This is a genomic window from Bacillus sp. FSL K6-0268 (assembly GCF_038005425.1).
Lineage (GTDB): Bacteria > Bacillota > Bacilli > Bacillales > Bacillaceae_G > Bacillus_A > Bacillus_A thuringiensis_S.
This window is the reverse complement of sequence record NZ_JBBOTF010000001.1, coordinates 2,526,964-2,548,652: the sequence shown is the minus strand read 5'-3', so window position 1 is coordinate 2,548,652 and position 21,689 is coordinate 2,526,964. Positions and strand designations below refer to the sequence as shown.

Genomic DNA, 21,689 nt, shown 5'->3' with positions numbered 1-21,689 from the left:
TGCTTGGGGGTTGTATAGAATACAGTAAGCAACGAGATAGAGAGGTTTTACTTTTCTTGGAACAAGATAGGTATTTCTTTTTATCACGCGTTGTGTGCGCAGCGAACAAGAGAGATATCCAATATATTCTATATAATTCTAATATATCCCTATTCTTAACGTTTTACAGTTTATTCATTAGGGTACACCCTATTGGGAACTTTTTCGTAGAAATCCTTGTGTGTATTGGATTCTTTTTTGTTCGTTTGTTTCTATTTTGTAAAAAAGGAGGTTGGATCATGACGAAAAAGGTGATTGTGAAACAAATGGTGACAGATTTGGAATTGTTGGGGGTTATTCAGAAGTTTGGATGGACGACGACAGGCCAACTCGTTGCCTATTTGGGATCGTATAGTAGGCGCAGTATTCTGCGTAAGCTCGAGCACCTGCGTCCGTATCTTCACAGTATTGTCGAACCGTCTCGTCATATTTTTGGAATCAATAGTAAAGGCGGGTCGTTACTTGGCACACCTCATGTTACGATGCTCAGTGATTTGCATGACATCTACGATGTCCTCTACCGCAATGACATTTGGGAATGGTGCGGGTATCCCGAGTGGCGGTGGCACGAGGGATTATTACCTGCTGGTAAACGGGAACCGCTTGTGCCGGCAGCCTATTGGTATAATCGGCAGCGTCTACATGTCGTGGAAATCGATACGGGGGAGAATTTGTATACAACGCTTGGCAACCTGCGCCGCTATGAGGGGCTGGTTAAACAGGCGGAAAAACGAGGAACGCCCGTTCCGCAGATGTATTATTTCACACCTGACCGCCAGCGCCTAGCGTGGCTCGAGGAAGCACTGGGCGGGCATAAGCCGTGGCTGCAGTGTGTGCACGCACTTAAAAAAGGAGGACGTGTATGATGAATAACTTACGAGTTTCTCATCAGATGTATGGTACGTTACAACAAGGAGGAGTATCTATATGAGTAAGGACGAAAATGTATTTGATAATCTCATCGCCCCCCAGCTAGTACCTACGGTTCCTATTACCCCAGCGCAAGAAGCAGCACTTTTAGCCTTAATCCAACAATTACAAATTGCTATTAATACGTATTTGAATAATCCTGATCAAATCAATAATACAGCTTTACAGAATAGTCTAATGAATTTATATAATTTTTTACTCAACGAATTTCCTACTGTAACAGGAAGAAACGCTACACGGAATAGTTTATTTCTTCTCTTATTTGTTAACAATCGTTTACCCTCAGCTACTGCAGCACAAGTTGGTCAAATCGCGACGATGCTACAATCACTGTATACTACTTTATCAATTTTAATAGCAGAATTTATTATGGACAATGTCACACGCAACCAAATCCTCAATATTTTATCTACTTTAGTGACAAGAACAGCAGCTGTTCCTAGTAGTGGTGCGGGAGCAACAGGACCGACGGGACCAGCAGGGCCTCAGGGAGCGACAGGAGCAACAGGACCAAGCACGGGTGTAACGGGACCGACGGGACCCCCAGGTACGCCTGGAGCACAGGGCATTCCTGGACCGCAAGGGTTGCAAGGTCCAGCCGGGCCGCAGGGAATGGAAGGACCAGAGGGGGACCAAGGACCGCAAGGGATCCAAGGATTACAAGGGCCGCAAGGACCGCAAGGGATTCAAGGTGTGGAGGGTGACAATGGAGCGACAGGAGCAACAGGACCAGCCGGTGCTACTGGTGCAACAGGAGCTACGGGTGCTCGTGGACCGACGGGTCCAGGTACGCCTTCTCTTTCACAAATTGGGAATATTTATGTTTCTAATTATGGATCTGCTAACGCATCCGTTATTAACAGTGATTTAGATGCAGTTATCGCCACGATTCAAACAGGAAATAACCCACGTTATCTAGATTCAAATCCTAGTCTCGATCGTATTTATGTCGCGAATCAATCGGCCAACAATGTATCCGTTATAAGCGGCTCTTTCAATGTCGTCATTACTACGATTACCGTTGGTATTACAAATCCCCGTTACGTCTTAGTGGATCAAATTACGAATCAAGTTTACGTTGCTAACGGCAATGCTACCGTTTCCGTTATCGATGCGGCAACGAACATTGTAATTGCGACCATCCCTGTGGGCCAAAATCCGTTAGGAATGGATATAAACGCAGTTACGAAGCGTTTATATGTATCAGGTTTTGACGCCAATGCCGTAACTATCATTGATACTGACGAGCATCTTGTTATCGGGACGATTATTGTTGGTACTAGGCCAGAAGGTGTGACGATCGATTCTGAACACAATCAATTATATGTGGCCAATGTGGGTAATAATAATGTTTCTGTCATCGATACGATCACAAACACTTCGATTACTACGATTCCTGTAGGTACAAATCCAGTAAACATGGGGTTAGATCCTGTTCACAATAAGTTATATGTCTCAAATAATGCTGGTAACAATGTATCAGTAATTAATACAGAATCTAATACTGTAATTGGTACGATTCCTGTTACCTCTAACCCTCGTGGAATAGCTGTAAATGTGGACTTAAATCGAGCATATATTGCTAGAATGGGTGCTGCTTCAGTTAATGTCATTGATACAGTTACAGATACAATCATCGCAACGATCCCTGTAGGTACACAGCCTTTAGGCGTCTCTATTTCCCAATAATTCATTTAAGCAAGAAAGATTTTAGTAATCCTTTACAGACAAGAAGATAGAAATTATCTATGTAATTGCAACGGATACATGGAAAAAGAACCCCACTACAATTTACCGTTCAACGGCACAAATGTAGTGGGGTTTTTCCGTTTCATTTCATGTTTTCTTTTACAAACATACAAAACCCCAGTAGAAAACATGGTAAACGAGTGTGAAAAGTATACAATTTGCATGTGAATAATAGAATGTTAAAACAATAGCCGGAATTTATACTTGTTCAATTGTAAGTAAAAATTCTAAGACGATATTATTTTTCCTCGTATCAAAAATCTCATGTCCTAGCATACGCTGTATGCAATAATAGGTATGACCAAGTGAATGAAAGATAACGAATTACTTTTTTTTCATTTGTTTTTTTAGATGCTGAATCTTTTGTTGTACTTCGGTATCGTCTGGAAGGAATGTTAAGGATTTTTGATAATACTTCAGTGCTTGTCGATTTTCTTTCTTCATTTCATAGCAAACCCCCAATTGCTTATGGGGTAACCACGTATAAAACGGCTTTTTATCCACGGTCCAAGAATACGAAACGGGTAGCTGTGTCGCCTGTTTGTACCAAAAAATGGCTCCCTCCACTTTCCCTTGACGTAAAAAATGTTCGCCCAGTCGACAACAAAATACAGGTTGCGGCATATCATAGGATAAAGATTGGAGTGTGATTTGATGCTCTTGCTCTATATTCTGTAAGAAATAGTAGCATGAGGCAAGCTCATTAAAAATAAAGAGCCGCATCTCATCTGATACATCCGGAGAATCTAAAAATTTGTGAAATACATCCACTGCTTCTTCATATCTATGATTGGAAATTAATTCTCTTCCATAATGAAATAAATCATGTGACGTTAGTGTACCGCCCCGTGCTATATATTTTTCATAAATGGTTACATTTCGAACGGAACGTTGCGGATTTTCTTTTTGATGTGTCACAACAATATTACTTTGATAGGTTTGATCTTGTTCGGTCACTGGAATATGTTCATGGACAACCCCTATCCAACGATACTGCCGCTCTCGTTTCAGAAGACGGAAACGAAAGGCACTACTAATTACGTTCCCTTGTTTATCAAAATGAGCATGATATTTCATAGATACGGCATCAATTTGGGCGTGTAAAGAATGTTTTAAACTTTGTAATGCGGTCTTATCCTGTTCTAGTAAAACATCGTCTGCATCTAGCCATAGAATGTAGTCTTTCGTCGCATGTCGAAAGGATTCATTACGCGCAGCTGAAAAATCATCTATCCATTTAAAATCATACACATGGGGTGTCCATTTTTTTGCAATTTCCTTTGTACAATCCGTTGATCCTGTATCTACAATAATAATTTCATCTGGAATGCCTTTGATGGACTGTAAACATCGTTCTAATACTTTTTCTTCATTCTTTACAATCATGCATAAACTAATTGTAACCAAACCATTCACCCTTTTCTCAAATTATATCGTTGTAGTTACGTCTACTATATGTAAAAAGTAATCGTTTAGAATTGATTTTTAGACACTTTTATAAAGAGGCGACCTGTTAGCTAAGTAAGCGTGATTAGATTTTTACATATTTGGGAGGATATTGTAAAAAAATATAGAGATTCAAAGTTGAATACATAAAAATTTCTTTTTCATGCAAGAAGGATGACCATTCAGACTATTGCGAGAGGGCATTATAAAGATACGCAGATATCTCAATCTACGTTATATCGGCACATTCATGCGTGATTGGTTCGGATGAGAACTTGATGGGGATAGGGGTGTATAGGGAGATTCTTTTCGGAGGAACAGTCAAGGTTACTTATAAAGGGTGGGGATAGAGGGAATATCAAGAACCGTTCGTACGTCAAACAACATCAAAAACAGATTGTTGTATAGATGACATATCATGTGAAAAGTGAATGGGGTATACAGAGAACCCGATAGAAGAGGCAATCAGCAGAGGATCTTGCGTAGCACGAATTTCATTTGCTACGGAGTAAGGGGGAGAAACAAATGAGAAAAATAGGATATGTACGAGTGAGTAGCGTTGATCAAAATCTAGCGAGGCAAATCGAGCAGTTACAGCAAATAGGAATGGATATCTTATATCAAGAAAAGGCGTCCGGGGCGGACCGCCATCGGCCTATCCTCCAGCAGCTATTACAACATGTACAGAAGGGGGATACGATTTGGGTAACAGACTTAACTCGCATTACAAGAAGTACGGCGGAGTTGTTTGAATTGGTCGCGTACATCCAAAAGAAGGGGGCCAACTTACAATCCGTAAAAGATACATGGTTGGATTTAACATCTGAAAATCCGTATAGTCAATTTTTACTGACTGTGATGGGCGGCGTCAATCAGTTAGAGCGAGACCTCATTCGCATGCGGCAGCGAGAGGGCATTGAGCTTGCCAAACAAAAAGGGAAGTATGTGGGGCGAGTAGAAAAGTACCATGAAAAGCATCCTAATTTGGAGCAAGCCCTTGCTCTTTATGCACAGAGAAAGATGACCATTCATCAAATTTGTGCACAGACACAAATATCTCAATCCACATTGTATCGTAAGTTGCATATGTTATCTGTACGAAAACGAAACAGTGTCCGGCAAATAGACAATCCTATGTAGAATCGATATGCGTGGTGCAAGTTATTTTTTGATATCCCAACATAAGAAAAAGGGTTAATTCGCTCCACGAGTAGGACAGGCTTTTTCATAGGAACGCTTTGTGCGTGAAAGTTTCATCAAAATACAACTTGTCCATGAGGTTATTGACAATGCCATTGAAATACGCAAATGGACCTTTTTTCATATGTATACCCGATTTTACTTTCATCACAAATTCTTTTATTGCTTGTAAGCCGATGACTAGTTCTTGGTCTTTCGTAAAGGCTTGTTCACCTGTTGTATAGTTCACGGTCCTATTACACTGTCTTACGACCTTCCACAGTTCTTGAATGGTTTTTGAATCGTGATAAAAAGAGCGAGTGAAAGAAACAAAACGTTCGGGTACCCAGTGGGCAACGAAATCAGCTTGTTCAATATTCTCTCCTAGAGCATTGCTATTCTCATTACTATTACGTTTGTTTATATCTTTTATATTTTGTTTTAAGGAAACAGGTTTTGTTTTAATGGTAGGACACTTTGTAGGACTTTTTGCATCTACCTTGTTGGACACTTCTTCCACAATTGGTTGAATGATAATAGCGTTAGAAGTTTGAAGCATATCTTTTTTACGTTTCATCGCTACTTGCTGAATCATCTCTAGATCCACAAGTTTCTTCATTAAACGTTGTACAGTTTTATATGAAACTCCTATCATGTCAGCAATTGAATTTTTGCAAAGGAAACTAACGCCTACATATTTGCAGCTGTGGCGCTTTAAAATTTCAAGTAATTCAATTAGTTTAGATTGTACATCGGTACGCTTAATAGACATACGGATCGTGTCTCTGTATGTACGTACAGTTTTATTTAGTTCTTCCACTTTTTTAAACGTAGAAAGATTGTGAAAGGCTTCTTTCGTTGCTATTACATCTATGTGTTTCTTTCTCATATTCTATGTCTCCCTTTTTGGAAACAAAAAAGCAACGTCACCAATCATTTGGTAAACGTTGCTAAAGAAACCCTACATGATGTACAATAATTCAAGAGAGTATGGCAAGTGTTTACCTGGGCATTTCAGGTGGACGGTATATACAGTGTTGACGCACTTTATATGCACGCTGTGCTCTTTTGTTATATTTGCTGTTTGTGCCCACAATTCGCCCACATATTTTTCTTTTTATATCGTTTTGTATCAATAAAGAAAAAATGTAGGTGAAACTCGGAGCTTATTATATAAATGTTTTAATTTTTTTATCATCTATTATCTGGTGTGGAATGATAATGCTGCACTATTCGAACCAATCACAAAATATAGCGTAGAAGTAGAGCATCCTGATAATGTGCCAGAAGCACTTAGTAATGCATTTCGAAGTGCGACTTCCACAAATCCGGGAGCTACTTTAGTAAGTCTTCCGCAAGACGTTATGACTGCGGAAACAACTGTAGAGTCTATCGGTGCGCTTTCTAAGCCACAGCTTGGAATCGCTCCCACAAATGATATTACATATGTAGTAGAAAAAATAAAATCAGCGAAATTACCAGTTATTTTACTCGGTATGAGAGCAAGCACAAATGAAGTGACGAAAGCTGTTCGTAAATTAATTGCGGATACAGAACTTCCTGTCGTTGAAACATATCAAGCAGCTGGTGCGATTTCACGTGAGTTAGAAGATCATTTCTTCGGCCGCGTTGGATTATTCCGTAACCAACCAGGTGATATTTTACTAGAAGAAGCAGACCTTGTTATTTCTATCGGTTATGATCCAATCGAGTATGATCCAAAATTCTGGAATAAACTTGGCGACAGAACGATTATTCATCTTGACGACCATCAAGCAGATATCGACCATGATTACCAACCAGAGCGTGAATTAATTGGTGATATTGCCTTAACGGTAAATAGCATCGCGGAGAAATTACCGAAACTTGTATTAAGTACGAAATCAGAAGCGGTATTAGAACGATTACGCGCGAAATTATCAGAACAAGCAGAAGTTCCGAACCGTGCTTCGGAGGGTGTTACGCATCCACTTCAAGTGATTCGTACACTTCGTTCTTTAATTAGTGACGATACAACTGTTACATGTGACATCGGTTCCCATTCTATTTGGATGGCGAGATGTTTCCGTTCTTATGAACCACGTAGATTATTATTTAGTAACGGCATGCAAACGTTAGGTGTTGCACTTCCTTGGGCAATCGCAGCTACTTTAGTAGAACCAGGTAAAAAAGTAGTTTCCGTATCAGGTGACGGTGGTTTCTTATTCTCAGCGATGGAGTTAGAAACGGCGGTACGTTTAAATTCTCCAATCGTCCATCTTGTTTGGAGAGACGGCACATATGATATGGTTGCATTCCAACAAATGATGAAATACGGTAGAACATCAGCTACAGAGTTTGGTGATGTTGATCTTGTGAAATATGCAGAAAGTTTCGGAGCGTTAGGTCTTCGTGTTAACACGCCTGATGAATTAGAAGGGGTATTAAAAGAAGCATTAGAAGCAGATGGTCCTGTCATTATTGATATTCCAATTGACTATCGTGACAATATTAAATTAAGCGAAAAATTATTACCAAACCAATTAAACTAATGGAGGCAGATTTGAGATGACTGTTGCGCAATTAATTGATATTGATGCAAAAAAAACGAAAACGAGTAATGAAGTATATCAAACATCTACAATGCTTGCGCTATTAGATGGTATATATGATGGTGTGATTAGCTTTGAAGATTTGAAAAAACATGGTGATTTTGGCATCGGCACATTTGATCAATTAGATGGTGAAATGATTGCATTTGATAATGAATTTTATCATTTACGTTCAGACGGTTCAGCAGAAAAAGTAGAACCAGAAGAAACAACACCATTTGCTACTGTAACGTTTTTTGAAAAAGAAATGAGTTATACGGTAGAGCATCCGATGAATCGTGAAGAAGTTGAAGCGTTATTACATGAATTAATGCCAAGTAAAAACTTATTTTACGCTATTCGAATGGACGGTACGTTCCGTGAAGTAAGAACGAGAACTGTTCCAAGACAAGAAAAACCGTATACACCGCTCGTTGAAGTGACGAAATCACAACCAATCTTTTCATTTGAAAATACAGAAGGTACGCTTGCTGGATTTTGGACACCAGATTATGCGCAAGGTATTGGTGTAGCTGGATTCCACTTACATTATATTGATGATGAAAGAAGCGGGGGTGGACATGTTTTCGACTATGTTATAGAAAACTGTACGATCCAAATTTGTCAAAAAGCTCATATGCATTTAGCACTTCCAGAAACAGCAGATTTTATGGCGGCTGAATTATCAAGAGAAAACTTAGAGGATAATATTGCAACTGCGGAAGGTGCAGAGTAAGAGGGAAAGACTGTTCCATTTTGGAACAGTCTTCTTTTATTCGTAATGTTATTATTTGTCGATAAATCGATATTTCTTGTCGAACCGTTGATATATTGTAAGTTATGATAGATATATTTGAAAAATCGTTGATATATTGTAAGTTACGATAGATATATTTGAAAGATCATTGATATCGTTTATTTCTTTGAAACAAACGGATGCCCCTTATAATAAAAACGCCACGGATAATGTACAGCTTCTTCTGCATAGTCGATATTAATACGAGGTCCTGCTGTTATTTTATATTGTGATGATATGTGTTCATCTTCTGGGACGAGTTCAATATGCAATGTGTCACTTTGTAATGATACGCCACGTTCTTCTAAAGTAATTCCGAGGGCACGGCATAGTTTGCCAGGACCGTTCGTTAAATTTTTATACTGTGCTTTTGTAATTTCGGTCTTATTGTAGCGCGCTAGTTTTATTTCTTCTATCCCATTTACCGGCTCAAGGGCTCGAATGAGAACACCTTGCGGGGTGCCAACTGGTGCTGTAATAACGTTAAAACAATGGTACATACCGTAAATTAAATATACGTAAGCATGCCCTGGTGCGCCAAACATAACTTCTGTGCGATCTGTCCGTCTGCCGCCGTAACTATGTGCGGCCTTATCATCTGGGCCTTTATATGCTTCTACTTCTACAATGATTCCGCTTCGCTTTATTCCGTCTACAATATGAACAAGTTTTTGCCCGAGTAATTTTTTTGCGACTTCTAACGTATCGCCTTCATAAAAAGAAGGAGGTGCCTGCATTGTACTATCTCCTTTACTAAGTGTATATGTATATAGTAAACCAAATTTTCAGTAGTAATTCTAACTCGTTCTATTTGCTACATTTATTTCATAAATTATGGATAGAGTACAACAGCGAAGAGGGGGAGTGCGACATGATTTATCGCTTACTAGCTCTTAATATAGATGGGACACTACTATACAACAATGGAAAAATTGCAAAAGGATTAAGAGAAACAATTGAATTTGTGAAAAGAAAAGATGTATACGTTACGTTATTTACGAGCCGTAATTTTCAATCCGCTCATAAAGTAGCAAAGGCTTTAAAATTAGATTCTATATTAGTGACACATGGTGGTGCTTTCGTTTCAGCAACGTTAGATAAGCCGTACGTTCAAAGAAGATTGTCCGAAGAGAAGACTTTTAACATTGTGCAAGTGTTAGAGCACTTTGATTGTAACGTACGTATTTCTCATGAACGGTTTTCGATAGGAAATCGTGAGAGAACTACACCAAACTTAATTGCGCGCACTGTATTATCAAGCGCAGATCCGTTATTTTATCCAGTTCAATTTGTAGATTCGTTAGGTGACGCGCTTCGTGATCATCCGGTGGCGGCGCCAAAAATTGATGTTCTTTTCCAAACTAAAGGTGAAAAAGAACGCGGGCTAAACACATTAAGAAAAGCATTCCAAGATGTAGAGTATGTTGAATGTGATTCAAAACGAATAGAAATCTTGCCGCAAAATGTATCAAAGTTACGCGGATTACAATTGCTTGGAGAGCATTTAAATATTTCGCTAAATGAAATGGTTGCGATTGGAGATAGTATGGAAGATTTAGAGGTTATTGAAAACGTGGGACTTGGGGTAGCGATGGGGAACGCGCCTGTAGAATTAAAGCAAGCAGCAGATTGGATCACACGTTCAAATAGTGAAAACGGTGTAGAGTATATGATTAAAGAGCATTTCCGTAAGCAATTCCCGCTTCCGTTTTTGAAGAATCATAAAAATACACCGAAACGATGACAGAAAAACGTAGCTTTTTGGCTACGTTTTTTTGTTTATCTTATTAAAAACAGTGAAAGCGTTTTAAAATATGAATTGTGTATGAAATCTATACAATTCACTTGAATCCTTTAGAAAACTAATGTAAAGTGAATGATGTTGCCAAAATAGTTACACCACATGAAATATTCTTCAGATTAATTTTATTGGGCTCCCATACGTAAAAGTATTTCCGCATGACAGTTTAGTTCACGTATTATTTCAAAAATGAATTGTAGCAATCTTATTAAGTAGTTGTAGTGTTTCTTTGTTTTATTTAAATGGATTATTTTAAGTTAATGTGAGTAAGGTTTGGTACATATGATATGTACTTCTTTTTGTGGTTTTAGGAAGTTTAAAAGGGGGAATGAATTTCTTGAGGAAATCATTTAATCAAAAAATTAAAAAGTTAAGTAGTAGTTTAATAGTTGTATTACTAATATGTATGAATTTTTTAATCCACTTACCATTTAAAGCAGAGGCAGCTACAAAAGAATTAAAGGGTTTAGGTGATGTATCTTATTACAACGCCATCATTTTTGGAGATCATAGTGCAACGAGTGCGGATATTGAAGGTGCGATGGCTGTTCAGAAAAATATGAACGCATCAAGTTATACAGTCGTAGCGGCTGCAACTGGAGCAAATAACTTAGCTGGAGCAACTTGGGTAGATGAAGGATATCCATCATTATTACTAGGCGGTCAATTTACGAAAGCGGGAGCAGGACAGGTAATTATTCAAGATGGAACAGTGGCGATGACAAAAGACGGTGACCCAGATGGAGCAATGAAAACATCATATGACCGTATCTCTTATAAAGAGCAAGCGGAGATTGATGCTAAGTTTAAAGAATTTAGAAAAGACGTTGATGGTGTAATCGGGGATGCAAGTAAACTACAGACTGATAAGCCAAAACTTAATATGAGCTTTGGCATCGGTGAAGATGTAAATAACCCTAATATTTATGTCTCTTCAGGCCAAACTGGAAAGAAAACATTTGATGTAAAAGACGTTTTTCTTCCGAATGTAGAGAATAAAGACTTTATTGTTATTTATTCAGATGCAGAAGAAGTGAGTTTTGGTGGCGGTGCAATTTTGTATGATACAAGAAATACTGGGATGGCGACGGATTTAATTAATACATCTCAAGCATACGATCCTAATTCATCTTTTACTGAGTTAGCTAGTAAGGTAATTTGGGTATTTCCTAATGCTACAAAGATAACAACTAAAGGTTATGGTGTAGTAGGTAGTGTGTTTGCACCTAATGCAGTTGTAGAAACAAAAGGTGGTTCTATTAATGGACAAGCCTATGTTGGAGGATTACACCAAAGAGATGGTTTTGAGGTTCATAACTTTAAATTTAACTGGCCAAAGTGGAATAAGCCAGCAACTGAAAAAGGACATTTACAAATTAAAAAAGTTGATGAAAACGATGAAAACATTGTTTTAAAAGACGCAAAATTTGATGTTATAGACAAAGATAATAACGTTGTGGCTACTGTTACAACAAACGAAAAGGGTATTGCGGAAGTTAAAGATTTACCACTTGGTGACTATTTTGTAAAAGAAATAAATGCACCAGAAGGATATATAAAAGTTGATACACCAGTCAAAGTAACAATTGATAATACAAACGTAATTGAACTTGTTATGAAGAATACGAGAAAAGTAGAGAATGGCCAATTTAAATTATTGAAAAAAGATAGTGAATCTGGTCAACTTCTACCAGGTGCAAAATTTGATGTTATCGATAAAGATGGGAAAGTTGTGGAAACAATTGTTACAGATGATAAAGGTGAAGCCTTATCGAAACAACTTCCAGTTGGAAGCTATACATTAAAAGAAGTAGAAGCACCGAAAGGATATGAATTATCATCTAGTTCAGTTTCTGTTGATGTAGAGGCTAATAAAGTAGTGACTGTAGATGTGGTGAATAAAAAGATCTCCGAAAAAGTAACGGGTCAATTTGAAATCGTGAAAGTAGATGCGGAAGATAAAACGAAAGTATTATCAGATGCAGAATTCGAAGTGTATAAAAATGGTAAAAAAGTAGATACGTTACGAACAGATAAAACTGGTAAAGTATTTTCTCAGAAATTAGAACCAGGAACATACACATTAAAAGAAACGAAAGCACCACAAGGATATAAATTGTTAAAAGAAGAAATTGAAGTCGTTGTGGAAGCAGACAAAGTAGTAGAGGTACAAATAGAAAATGCGAAAGAACTAGGAAGCTTACAAGTAATCAAAAAGGATGCAGAGAGTGGAAAAGTTCTAGCAGGTGCAGAATTTAAATTAAAGAACGAAGCTGGTCAAGTAGTTGGAGAAGCGAAAACAACGAATAAAGACGGTGTTGTGAAATTCGAAAACTTAGTGCCAGGAAAGTACACGTTAGAGGAAACGAAAACGCCGGAAGGTTATAAAGCGCTAGAAGTGACAGTAGAAGTGAACGTTGTAGCGAACGAAGTAGTAAAACAAGAAGTCATGAATGAAAAAGTAATGGGTCAATTCGAAATCATGAAAGTAGATGCGAATGATAAAACGAAATTGTTATCAGGTGCAGAATTCGAAGTGTATAAAGATGGTAAAAAAGTAGATACGTTACGAACAGATAAAACTGGTAAAGTAGTTTCACAGAAATTAGAACCAGGAAAGTACACATTAAAAGAAACGAAAGCACCACTAGGATATAAGTTGTTAAAAGAAGAAATTGAAGTCGTTGTGGAAGCAAACAAAGTAGTAGAAGTACAAGTAGAAAACGCAAAAGAACTAGGAAGCTTACAAGTAATCAAAAAGGATGCAGAGAGTGGAAAAGTTCTAGCGGGTGCAGAATTTAAATTAAAGAACGAAGCTGGTCAAGTAGTTGAAGAAGCGAAAACAACGAATAAAGAAGGTGTTGTGAAATTCGAAAACTTAGTGCCAGGAAAGTACACGTTAGAGGAAACAAAAGCGCCAGAAGGTTATAAGGCGTTAGAAGTAACAGTAGAAGTAAATGTTATAGCGAACGAAGTAGTAAAACAAGAAGTTATGAATGAAAAAGTGAAAGAAGAAATTACAGGTCAATTAGAAATTACAAAGGTAGATGCCAATAATACAAATAAAACTTTAGCAGGCGCAGTGTTTGAAATTTGGAAAGACGGAACAAAAATCGACACATTAACAACAAACAAGAGCGGTAAAGCGACTTCTAAGAAGTTAGAACCAGGAGATTACACTTTAAAAGAAATCCAAGCGCCAGAAGGATACACTTTATCCAATAAGGAAATGAAATTTACGATTTCTAATGAAAAAATTGAAGTTGTAAAGCTTCAAATTACAAATAAAAAAGATACAGAAAAAGGTCCGGAAAAACCAGGTGAAGGAACAGAAAAGCCGGGTGAAGGAACAGAAAAGCCGGGTGAAGGAACAGAAAAGCCGGGTGAAGGAACAGAAAAGCCAGATGAAGGAACAGAGAAGCCGGGTGAAGGAACAGAAAAACCAGGTGAGGGAGTAGAAAAACCTAATTTACCAGAAAAAGGACAAGGTTCTTCTAATAATCAACAACTTCCAGCTACAGGACACAATACGAATTACGTTCCATTCATCGGTTTTATGCTTCTGTTATTAGGAATACGATTAAGATTCATGGCTAAAAATAGCTAACAGATGTATAAAAGGCATCAGAGATATATAGTCTCTGATGCCTTTTAAGTGAATACAGATAAAATGTAAATATCTATATGGAATGATAAATATTTTAAGCTTCAATTACGCTAAGCATTCTGTTTATAAATGCAGCTGCGTGAGCGCGTTGTGATGGTCCTTTTGGTACGAATTGATTGAATTCATTACCTTTTACAATTCCAAATCCATACACTCTTTGTACTTCTTGTTTAGCGTAAATTAAGTTTTGGTCTACAAATGGTAGTTCAACTTGTTTTGCAAAAATACCAGCGTGTTTTAGAGAACGATCAATCATAATAACAGCTTCTTCACGTGTAATTGTGGTATTTGGATCAAATGTATTATCACCACGTCCGCGGATTATGCCTGCGCTTGCTGCACGATTAATACCGTCTCTTAAAGATGGGTGTACTTGTTCTAAGTCTGTGAACTTAGCATTTCCACTTGGTAATTGTAAAGCACGAGTAATTAGTGTAGCGAATTCAGCACGCGTTACAAGACGTTCTGGGAAGTACTTGCCGTTCCCTTCTCCTTGCATAATGCCTCTAGCTGCTAATTGACGAATGTCTTGTTCATACCATCCACCTGTAATGTCATCAGTTACTGGATCTTTTTGGTTTTCCTTATAGTATGTTTCAGTTCCTTTTAAGAAAGCATTCCATTGTCCGCGTTGAATCATAAACGCAGGGCAGTTTTTCCCTGACCAAAATTGATGTTTTTGGACCTTATCTAGAGAAATATTTAAGTCGTTCATTAAATAAGCTGCCAATTTACGGGCATTTTCTACCGCTTTTTCATAGTTTCCATCTTGATTAACGGCAATTTCAATTCCGATAGATTCATAGTTTCCAGTTTTATTTCCAGCATGCCATCCAACTTCATTTACTGGAAGATGTTGATAAATTTCTTTATCATCTACTGTGAAATGCCAAGATGCGGCGCGATCAGCTGTTCCGCGTGCTTGATTATCTAAGAATTTTGCATGATTTAGAGCATTAGCACCTTTCGCTGTATTAGCCGTTTCGTGAATCGTAATATATTTAGGTACCATCGGGTAGCCAGGGCGAATATCGTCATTTCCTTTAGGGACAATCATTTCTTTAAATGTAACGCCATAAATATTGTTTGTTTGTAGAGCATCTGGAGCTCTTAATAAACTATTTTTAGCAGAACGAACGTTTTTTAGTAATGAAGCTTTTGTACCTTCAAATGTAGCAGAAGGTGCATAAATCCATTTTGCTGTTTCATTTATTTGGACTTTAAACCAATTTCCAGCTTGTTCAGTAGGAGTAATGACTTGTGGCTGTAGTTTCCCTTCTTCGTTAAACGATTGGAACGGAAGTGCATGTATGGAAGCTTCTTCTTTTACGATTAATTTTTGGTTAGATAGTTTATGAATCTCTTGAACTTCTAAGCTATTATCATTGTTATCTATCCATCCAGCGCCAGTTGACGTCGTTATGTAGTAAGCATTTCCTTTTTTCTTTGTCGCCGTTACGACTTGTTCTGTAATCTCCATATTCGATTTGTTTTTTAAATCATTCGCGGTATATAATGAATGTTTTTTTGAAGTGTATAGTAGGAATTGACCAGTAACCTCGATATCTTCTTCATGAGTACTATGCTCATTAACATGCTCTTTAATACTTTTAAAAACTTGATCCTCCGTATATACTTCGGCGGATTTTTCAGCACTCTCTGCAAATGAATAAGTAGGTGCAAGAACAGTTTGTAATGCAAGAGAGAGAGTTAATACACTATAAAATTTCTTTTTCATATTTTTTTTAACACATTAGATTATGGAATCTAGTGTTAACATTCCTCCTTTATATATTGTATTTTCGCTATGTAACGATTTTTTGTACTAATAAATTTTAACAAGAGAAAATCAGGATGTCTATATACATGAGCGATATTCATAAAAAGAATTATTTGAAAAAATGTAAGAGAAACAGGTAAAACCTTCTGTATTGACCTGTAAACGCCCTTCAAGTAAACTAAAGAGAGTTTGCAAATGAAAAGGTGATAATGTGTTAATTTCAATTAAAACGTTACAAGATGATCGTTTTTTACGTCCGCTACAAAATATTGGCGGCTTATTTTTTGAAGATAGTACGATTGGATTTGAACAAGAGGAAGCGAATCTGATCGTTGATATACACATTGAGGATAATGTGAAAGCATCCGCTCGATTAACGGATGTTAGCACAGGAAATGTGTATGAAGAAACATTCTCGAAAGATTTATCTGCTTTCACAGATGAAAAAGAGCGTATGAAGCAAGTGAAGCACGTTGTTTCTTATGTATATCTTTCTGTTCTTCAGCAGTTAACTGGACTTGAACAAAGCTGGGGTATTTTAACGGGAGTACGTCCGACGAAACTTCTTCATAAAATGCTTCAAAATGGTATGTCAAAGGAAGAAGCGCATCAAGAACTTCGTGAAAGTTATTTAATTCATGAAGAGAAAATTGAACTTCTTCAGCGCATTGTTGATTGCCAATTAGCAGTTGTTCCGGATTTATACCGTTTGAAAGAAGAAGTAAGTATTTATATCGGTATTCCGTTCTGCCCAACGAAATGTGCATACTGTACATTCCCGGCTTATGCGATTAATGGACGCCAAGGGTCTGTTGATTCGTTCTTAGGTGGTTTACATTATGAAGTTCGTGAAATTGGTAAGTTTTTAAAAGAAAAAGGTGTGAAAGTTACGACGATTTATTATGGCGGCGGTACACCTACAAGTATTACAGCAGAAGAGATGGATATGCTGTATGAAGAAATGTACGAAGCGTTCCCAGACGTGAAAAATGTACGTGAAGTAACAGTTGAGGCAGGTCGTCCAGATACGATCACGCCAGCAAAGCTAGAAGTGTTAAATAAATGGAACATTGACCGTATTAGTATTAATCCGCAGTCATATCATCAAGAGACACTAAAAGCAATTGGACGTCACCATACTGTAGAAGAAACAATTGAGAAATACCATTTAGCTCGTGAAATGGGAATGAACAATATTAATATGGACTTAATTATTGGTCTTCCTGGTGAAGGGTTAGATATCTTCAAGCATACGTTAGATGAAACAGAAAAGTTAATGCCAGAATCATTAACAGTTCATACGTTATCATTTAAACGTGCTTCTGAAATGACGCAAAACAAACGTAAATATAAAGTAGCAGGTCGCGAAGAGATTACAGCGATGATGCACGAAGCAGAAGAGTGGACGCAAAAGCATAATTACGTACCATATTACCTATATCGTCAAAAGAATATTTTAGGTAACTTAGAGAACGTTGGTTATGCAATGCCGACGCAAGAGAGTATTTACAACATTGTCATTATGGAAGAAGTACAATCAATTATCGGACTTGGTTGCGGTGCATCAAGTAAATTTGTTCATCCGAAGACGGGGGCAATTACGCACTTCGCAAATCCGAAAGATCCAAAATCATATAACGATGGCTTTGTAAAATATACAGAAGATAAACTGAAAATTTTAGAAGAGCTATTTGTATAAGAGGGAGAGTGTTCCAAATCGGAACACTCTCTTTTTTATATTGTCAGCTTTTGTCAGTAAGGCGATATATTCGAAAAATCGCTGCTATAAATTGAATTGCGGTCGATATATTTGAAAAATCGCCAATATAATTTCATGTATCAAAGGTTTGCACGTGTTGTAAAACTATGTCGATAATAATCAGAAAAATTAGTCAAAACATTGAAGGACAATGTCTACTTATGGACGAAATGATAGATTTATGAAAGAGAAAAGGGGGAAATTGTTGGCATGTACATGACGATAGGGAGAATTTTTGATTTATCTGTTGGTAAGTATCCGAATAAAGAGGCGTTAGTGGAACCTGAAAAAAATATTCGCTGGACATATAAACAGTGGGACGAACAAATAAATAAAACGGCACACGCTTTATTAGAAGACGGAGTAAGAAAGGGAGATACGGTATCTGTTTACTTATATAACTGCCATGAATTTGTAAACGTTTACTTAGCTTGTGCGAAAATTGGTGCGATTTTTAACCCAATTAACTTTCGTTTAAAGGCGAAAGAAGTATCTTATATTCTTCAGGACGCATCCTCGAAAGTCGTTGTCTTTGAAAAAGCAGTTGAGTCAACTGTTGCTATCATTGAACGAGATTTTCCAAATACATCTTTTTGGTCTATAGAAAACGATAAACCTTCCTATGCAAGTTCCTACCATGAAAAAGTGAATGCAGCATCTTCTGAGAAAGTAAATATCGAAATTGATGAAATGGACTTTTGTTCTATGCTTTATACGAGCGGTACGACAGGTCATCCGAAAGGTGTGTTACATCGTCATCGTGAAATGGCTGAGCATAGTATGATTTGTACGTATTTCCTAAAATATAATAGAGATAGTGTGGGGCTTGTTGTTGCGCCTTTATATCACTGTGGTGAATTAAATGCCGGAATCATACCACGCATTCAAGTTGGCGGGAAGAATGTTATTTTGCATCATTTTGATACAGAAACAGTATTACATACGATTCAAGAAGAAAAGATTACGACGTTCTTTGCAGCACCGACGATGTGGAATATGTTGTTGCAAAAAGATTTAACTCAGTATGATTTAACTTCAATGAAAATTGGTATATATGGCGGAGCGGCAATGGCGCCGGCGTTAGTGAAGGAATGTAAAGAACGTCTTTATATTGACCTTGTTCAAATATACGGAATGACAGAAATGGGACCAGTTGTTGCGTTTCTCGTAGAGGAGGATCAAATTACGAAAGCTGGTTCAGCAGGCACGCCATGCTTTAGCCACGAAGTTCGTATTGTGAAACCGAACGAGGAGGCACCGGCAGAACCAGATGATGTATTACCTCCTTATGAGGTGGGAGAAATTATTTTACGTGGCCCAACTATGATGGCTGGCTATCATAATCGCGAAGAGGCAAATAAAAAATCGATGTATAAAGGATGGTATCATTCTGGTGATTTAGGATACTTCAATAAAGATGGTTATTTATTCGTTGCAGATCGCGTTGATGATATGGTAATTAGCGGTGGTGTAAATATTTACCCTCGTGAAATTGAAGATTTCCTTCATAGTCATCACGGTATATTAGATGTGGCGGTACTTGGTGAGCCAGATGAATTATGGGGAGAGCGTGTGGTGGCAGTTATTGTGAAGAAAGATGAAACAATAACAGAAGCTGATTTAGAAACGTATTGCAAAGAAAGTGACGAATTAGCAGATTATAAGCGTCCGCGTCATTATTTATTTGTAGATGAACTTCCGCGTAATGCGAGCGGGAAGTTGCAGAAGTTTGTGCTGAGGGAGTCATTGAAAGGGACAAAAAAATAGAAAGTGGGGGATACCCACTTTCTATTTTTATTTGCGTGAAAAACCTTCTTCATCAAGGTATTCCGCAGCTTCTGGATAAGAGTTGAATGTACCGTCTAAGTTTACACCAGCGTACACGTTCCACATGTCATCCTCTGAAATAAGAGTAAGAATATGACCATCTTCGTTCTGCCATTCTTCTTCTTTCGCAGGTTCTACAGGTGCTACTACTTCTTCTTGTGATAGAAGGTCAATTGATTTCTCAATTACTGAACGTAACTCTTCTGCTGAAAACTCGCGGATGTTAACCATACCTTTATCATCCGTTTTGTAACCTTTAATACCGCTTGCATACACAAATCCATTTCCATTTGGGTGTAAATGAAATACAACGTTCTTTTTATCTAAACGACTTTCTTCAAAGTGGAAGTTTACACGTTTTAATGATACGTTCTTTCTTTCTAGTTCTGGGAAAGATTCAATAATCGATAATTTTTCTTCAAAAGTTAGCATAGTGCCTCCAAGTATATAGTAAAAGATTTAATTTGTTCATTATAGCATAGTTGCAATTGTTTCCAAAGATAAGGGGGAAACTTTTCATTAAATCCGTTTACGTCACGAGAATGTAAAAAGTGAGCTAACGAATGTATCTTTTTAGGTGTACAATGGAACATGGACTTTATACAAAGGTGGGTTTTTTATGTTTCAAAAAATAGCAAAGGAATGTTTAGCAGGATTTACTGTTGCGATTGTTGCGTTACCACTTGCGATTGCATTTGGTATTGCTGCGACAGGAACGTCTGAGGGAGCGCTTGTTGGATTATATGGTGCGATTTTTGCAGGTTTATTCGCAGCGTTATTTGGCGGGACACCTGGGCAAGTAACGGGGCCAACTGGACCAATTACCGTTATCGCAACTGGAGTTATTGCGACGCACGGGTTAGAGGCAAGTTTTATTGCCTTTATGATGGCAGGATTATTTCAAATTTTATTCGGTGTATGTAAGCTCGGTTCTTACGTTCGATATATTCCGTATCCTGTCGTTTCAGGATTTATGAATGGTATTGCATTAATCATTATTTTAGGTGAAATAAAGCATGTACAAAATAGTTTTCTACTTGTTGTGTTAACGATTATTGTAATGATTGTTTCTGGCAAATGGATTAAGGCGATTCCGTCTAGTTTAGTAGCACTAGTCGGTGTGACAGCTTTGCTTCCTTTATTTTCTTCTCTACTCGAAGGACTTGCAGTAAAGTTACCGATTATCGGAAATCTTTCACTAAATAAAGTAATTGAAAAGATTGGAACCATTCCAGAAGCGATGCCTACGCTTCATATTCCATCTTTAAGTGGAACAGGAATAGCAGCACTTATTTTACCAGCGCTTAGTATTGCTTTATTAGGATCGATTGACTCGTTGTTAACATCGGTCGTAATGGATAATGTGACAGGTACGCGTCATAAAAGTAATAAAGAGCTTGTTGGACAAGGTATCGGTAATATGATGAGCGGATTGTTTGGCGGATTAGCAGGTGCAGGTGCGACTGTAAGATCTATCGTGAATATAAGAAGTGGTGGTAAAACGGCACTTTCGGCATGTATGCATAGTGTTATCTTATTTATTTTTATTATGGGTCTTGGTTCGGTCGTACAATATATTCCACTTGCTGTATTATCAGGTATTTTAATTTTAACTGGTATTGGAATGTTCGATTGGGAAAGCATGAAAAAGATGCATGTCGCTCCTAAAGGTGATGTCGTTGTTATGCTCGTAACGATGATTGTAACGGTGAAGTTCGATTTAATGATTGCCGTTGCATTCGGTATTATTCTTTCGTTCATCATATATATGGTGAAATGTAAAGAACGTAAAACTTCTATCGTAAAAGAAAGAGAAGAAACGTATACAATTCAAGGACCGCTCTCTTTCCTATCAGTAGATCGTATTTTCTCTACTTTACAAGATGTGAAGTCACCAGTTGTATTACGTATGAAAGATGTGCGTTATATGGATGTATCAGGAGCTATGGCATTATTAAATTTTGTTGAGCAATCAAATAAAGTAGGGGCAAGTGTAAAGCTTGAGCAAGTACATCCAAGTATTGAAAAAACAATTGTAGTAATGGCAAGCGATGAACAGAAAGAGCAATTGAAAATCTTAAGTGTTTAGATGGCAATTAGAATATCTCACAACTTTACATAAATTATAATGTAGAGTTGTGGGATA

At 37.5% G+C, this 21,689-nt stretch carries 14 protein-coding genes and 1 pseudogene; 10 read left to right on the top strand and 5 right to left on the bottom strand.

The window, feature by feature from the left end:
* Positions 1-278: 278 nt before the first annotated feature.
* Positions 279-905, top strand: a complete 627-nt coding sequence (locus MHI28_RS13095; protein WP_340828029.1) for a hypothetical protein — start codon at positions 279-281, stop codon at positions 903-905.
* Positions 906-966: 61 nt separating this feature from the next.
* Entirely contained in the window at positions 967-2,658 is a 1,692-nt protein-coding gene (locus MHI28_RS13090) for a collagen-like repeat preface domain-containing protein (RefSeq protein WP_340828028.1), read from the top strand.
* A gap of 384 nt (positions 2,659-3,042) precedes the next feature.
* Here the strand turns inward: MHI28_RS13090 and MHI28_RS13085 are convergent, their stop codons facing one another.
* The gene (locus tag MHI28_RS13085) at positions 3,043-4,125 is read right to left on the bottom strand and encodes a glycosyltransferase (protein WP_340828027.1); all 1,083 of its coding nucleotides are present in this window, start codon (positions 4,123-4,125) and stop codon (positions 3,043-3,045) included.
* Positions 4,126-4,689: 564 nt separating this feature from the next.
* Here MHI28_RS13085 and MHI28_RS13080 point away from each other — a divergent pair.
* On the top strand, positions 4,690-5,304 hold the full coding sequence (locus MHI28_RS13080) for a recombinase family protein (RefSeq protein ID WP_340828445.1): 615 nt from the start codon (positions 4,690-4,692) through the stop codon (positions 5,302-5,304).
* Positions 5,305-5,389: 85 nt separating this feature from the next.
* Here the strand turns inward: MHI28_RS13080 and MHI28_RS13075 are convergent, their stop codons facing one another.
* On the bottom strand, positions 5,390-6,232 hold the full coding sequence (locus tag MHI28_RS13075) for a helix-turn-helix domain-containing protein (RefSeq protein WP_340828026.1): 843 nt from the start codon (positions 6,230-6,232) through the stop codon (positions 5,390-5,392).
* Between the two features lie 328 nt (positions 6,233-6,560).
* Here MHI28_RS13075 and alsS point away from each other — a divergent pair.
* A pseudogene (alsS, locus tag MHI28_RS13070) lies at positions 6,561-7,874 on the top strand (acetolactate synthase AlsS); the annotation flags it as partial.
* Positions 7,875-7,890: 16 nt separating this feature from the next.
* A complete protein-coding gene (alsD, locus tag MHI28_RS13065) occupies positions 7,891-8,649 on the top strand; it encodes an alpha-acetolactate decarboxylase (RefSeq protein ID WP_000215017.1) in 759 nt (252 codons plus the stop codon).
* A 179-nt stretch (positions 8,650-8,828) separates the two neighbouring features.
* Here the strand turns inward: alsD and MHI28_RS13060 are convergent, their stop codons facing one another.
* Positions 8,829-9,446, bottom strand: a complete 618-nt coding sequence (locus MHI28_RS13060; RefSeq protein WP_001148799.1) for a DNA-3-methyladenine glycosylase — start codon at positions 9,444-9,446, stop codon at positions 8,829-8,831.
* A gap of 134 nt (positions 9,447-9,580) precedes the next feature.
* On the opposite strand from MHI28_RS13060, the gene MHI28_RS13055 reads away from it, so the two are divergent.
* Positions 9,581-10,453 carry a Cof-type HAD-IIB family hydrolase gene (locus tag MHI28_RS13055; RefSeq protein ID WP_000640437.1) on the top strand — a complete coding sequence of 291 codons (873 nt, stop codon included), beginning with the start codon at positions 9,581-9,583 and terminating at the stop codon, positions 10,451-10,453.
* 394 nt (positions 10,454-10,847) lie between these two features.
* Positions 10,848-14,117 (top strand): SpaA isopeptide-forming pilin-related protein, encoded by a 3,270-nt coding sequence (locus MHI28_RS13050; protein WP_340828025.1) that lies wholly within the window; start codon positions 10,848-10,850, stop codon positions 14,115-14,117.
* Positions 14,118-14,211: 94 nt separating this feature from the next.
* On the opposite strand, the gene MHI28_RS13045 is transcribed toward MHI28_RS13050, so the two are convergent.
* On the bottom strand, positions 14,212-15,915 hold the full coding sequence (locus tag MHI28_RS13045) for an S-layer homology domain-containing protein (RefSeq protein ID WP_000726534.1): 1,704 nt from the start codon (positions 15,913-15,915) through the stop codon (positions 14,212-14,214).
* Positions 15,916-16,168: 253 nt separating this feature from the next.
* Here MHI28_RS13045 and MHI28_RS13040 point away from each other — a divergent pair, with 253 nt between their 5' ends.
* A complete protein-coding gene (locus MHI28_RS13040) occupies positions 16,169-17,656 on the top strand; it encodes a coproporphyrinogen III oxidase (protein ID WP_000908777.1) in 1,488 nt (495 codons plus the stop codon).
* 270 nt (positions 17,657-17,926) lie between these two features.
* Complete coding sequence (locus tag MHI28_RS13035; protein WP_340828024.1) at positions 17,927-19,483, top strand: fatty acid--CoA ligase; 1,557 nt, start codon at positions 17,927-17,929, stop codon at positions 19,481-19,483.
* Positions 19,484-19,510: 27 nt separating this feature from the next.
* On the opposite strand, the gene MHI28_RS13030 is transcribed toward MHI28_RS13035, so the two are convergent.
* Positions 19,511-19,975 (bottom strand): hypothetical protein, encoded by a 465-nt coding sequence (locus MHI28_RS13030; RefSeq protein WP_000954998.1) that lies wholly within the window; start codon positions 19,973-19,975, stop codon positions 19,511-19,513.
* 187 nt (positions 19,976-20,162) lie between these two features.
* Here MHI28_RS13030 and MHI28_RS13025 point away from each other — a divergent pair, with 187 nt between their 5' ends.
* Positions 20,163-21,632: a SulP family inorganic anion transporter gene (locus MHI28_RS13025; RefSeq protein ID WP_000486648.1), complete on the top strand. Its 1,470-nt coding sequence runs from the start codon at positions 20,163-20,165 to the stop codon at positions 21,630-21,632.
* The last annotated feature ends 57 nt before the right edge of the window (positions 21,633-21,689 follow it).

Bases quoted from the DNA above. Each gene is read 5' to 3' on its own strand.
- MHI28_RS13095 (WP_340828029.1), top strand. From the start codon at position 279: ATGACGAAAAAGGTGATTGTGAAACAAATGGTGACAGATTTGGAATTG.
- MHI28_RS13060 (WP_001148799.1), bottom strand. From the start codon at position 9,446: ATGCAGGCACCTCCTTCTTTTTATGAAGGCGATACGTTAGAAGTCGCA.
- MHI28_RS13045 (WP_000726534.1), bottom strand. From the start codon at position 15,915: ATGAAAAAGAAATTTTATAGTGTATTAACTCTCTCTCTTGCATTACAA.
- MHI28_RS13055 (WP_000640437.1), top strand. From the start codon at position 9,581: ATGATTTATCGCTTACTAGCTCTTAATATAGATGGGACACTACTATAC.
- MHI28_RS13080 (WP_340828445.1), top strand. From the start codon at position 4,690: ATGAGAAAAATAGGATATGTACGAGTGAGTAGCGTTGATCAAAATCTA.
- MHI28_RS13030 (WP_000954998.1), bottom strand. From the start codon at position 19,975: ATGCTAACTTTTGAAGAAAAATTATCGATTATTGAATCTTTCCCAGAA.
- MHI28_RS13075 (WP_340828026.1), bottom strand. From the start codon at position 6,232: ATGAGAAAGAAACACATAGATGTAATAGCAACGAAAGAAGCCTTTCAC.
- alsD (WP_000215017.1), top strand. From the start codon at position 7,891: ATGACTGTTGCGCAATTAATTGATATTGATGCAAAAAAAACGAAAACG.
- MHI28_RS13090 (WP_340828028.1), top strand. From the start codon at position 967: ATGAGTAAGGACGAAAATGTATTTGATAATCTCATCGCCCCCCAGCTA.
- MHI28_RS13035 (WP_340828024.1), top strand. From the start codon at position 17,927: ATGTACATGACGATAGGGAGAATTTTTGATTTATCTGTTGGTAAGTAT.
- MHI28_RS13025 (WP_000486648.1), top strand. From the start codon at position 20,163: ATGTTTCAAAAAATAGCAAAGGAATGTTTAGCAGGATTTACTGTTGCG.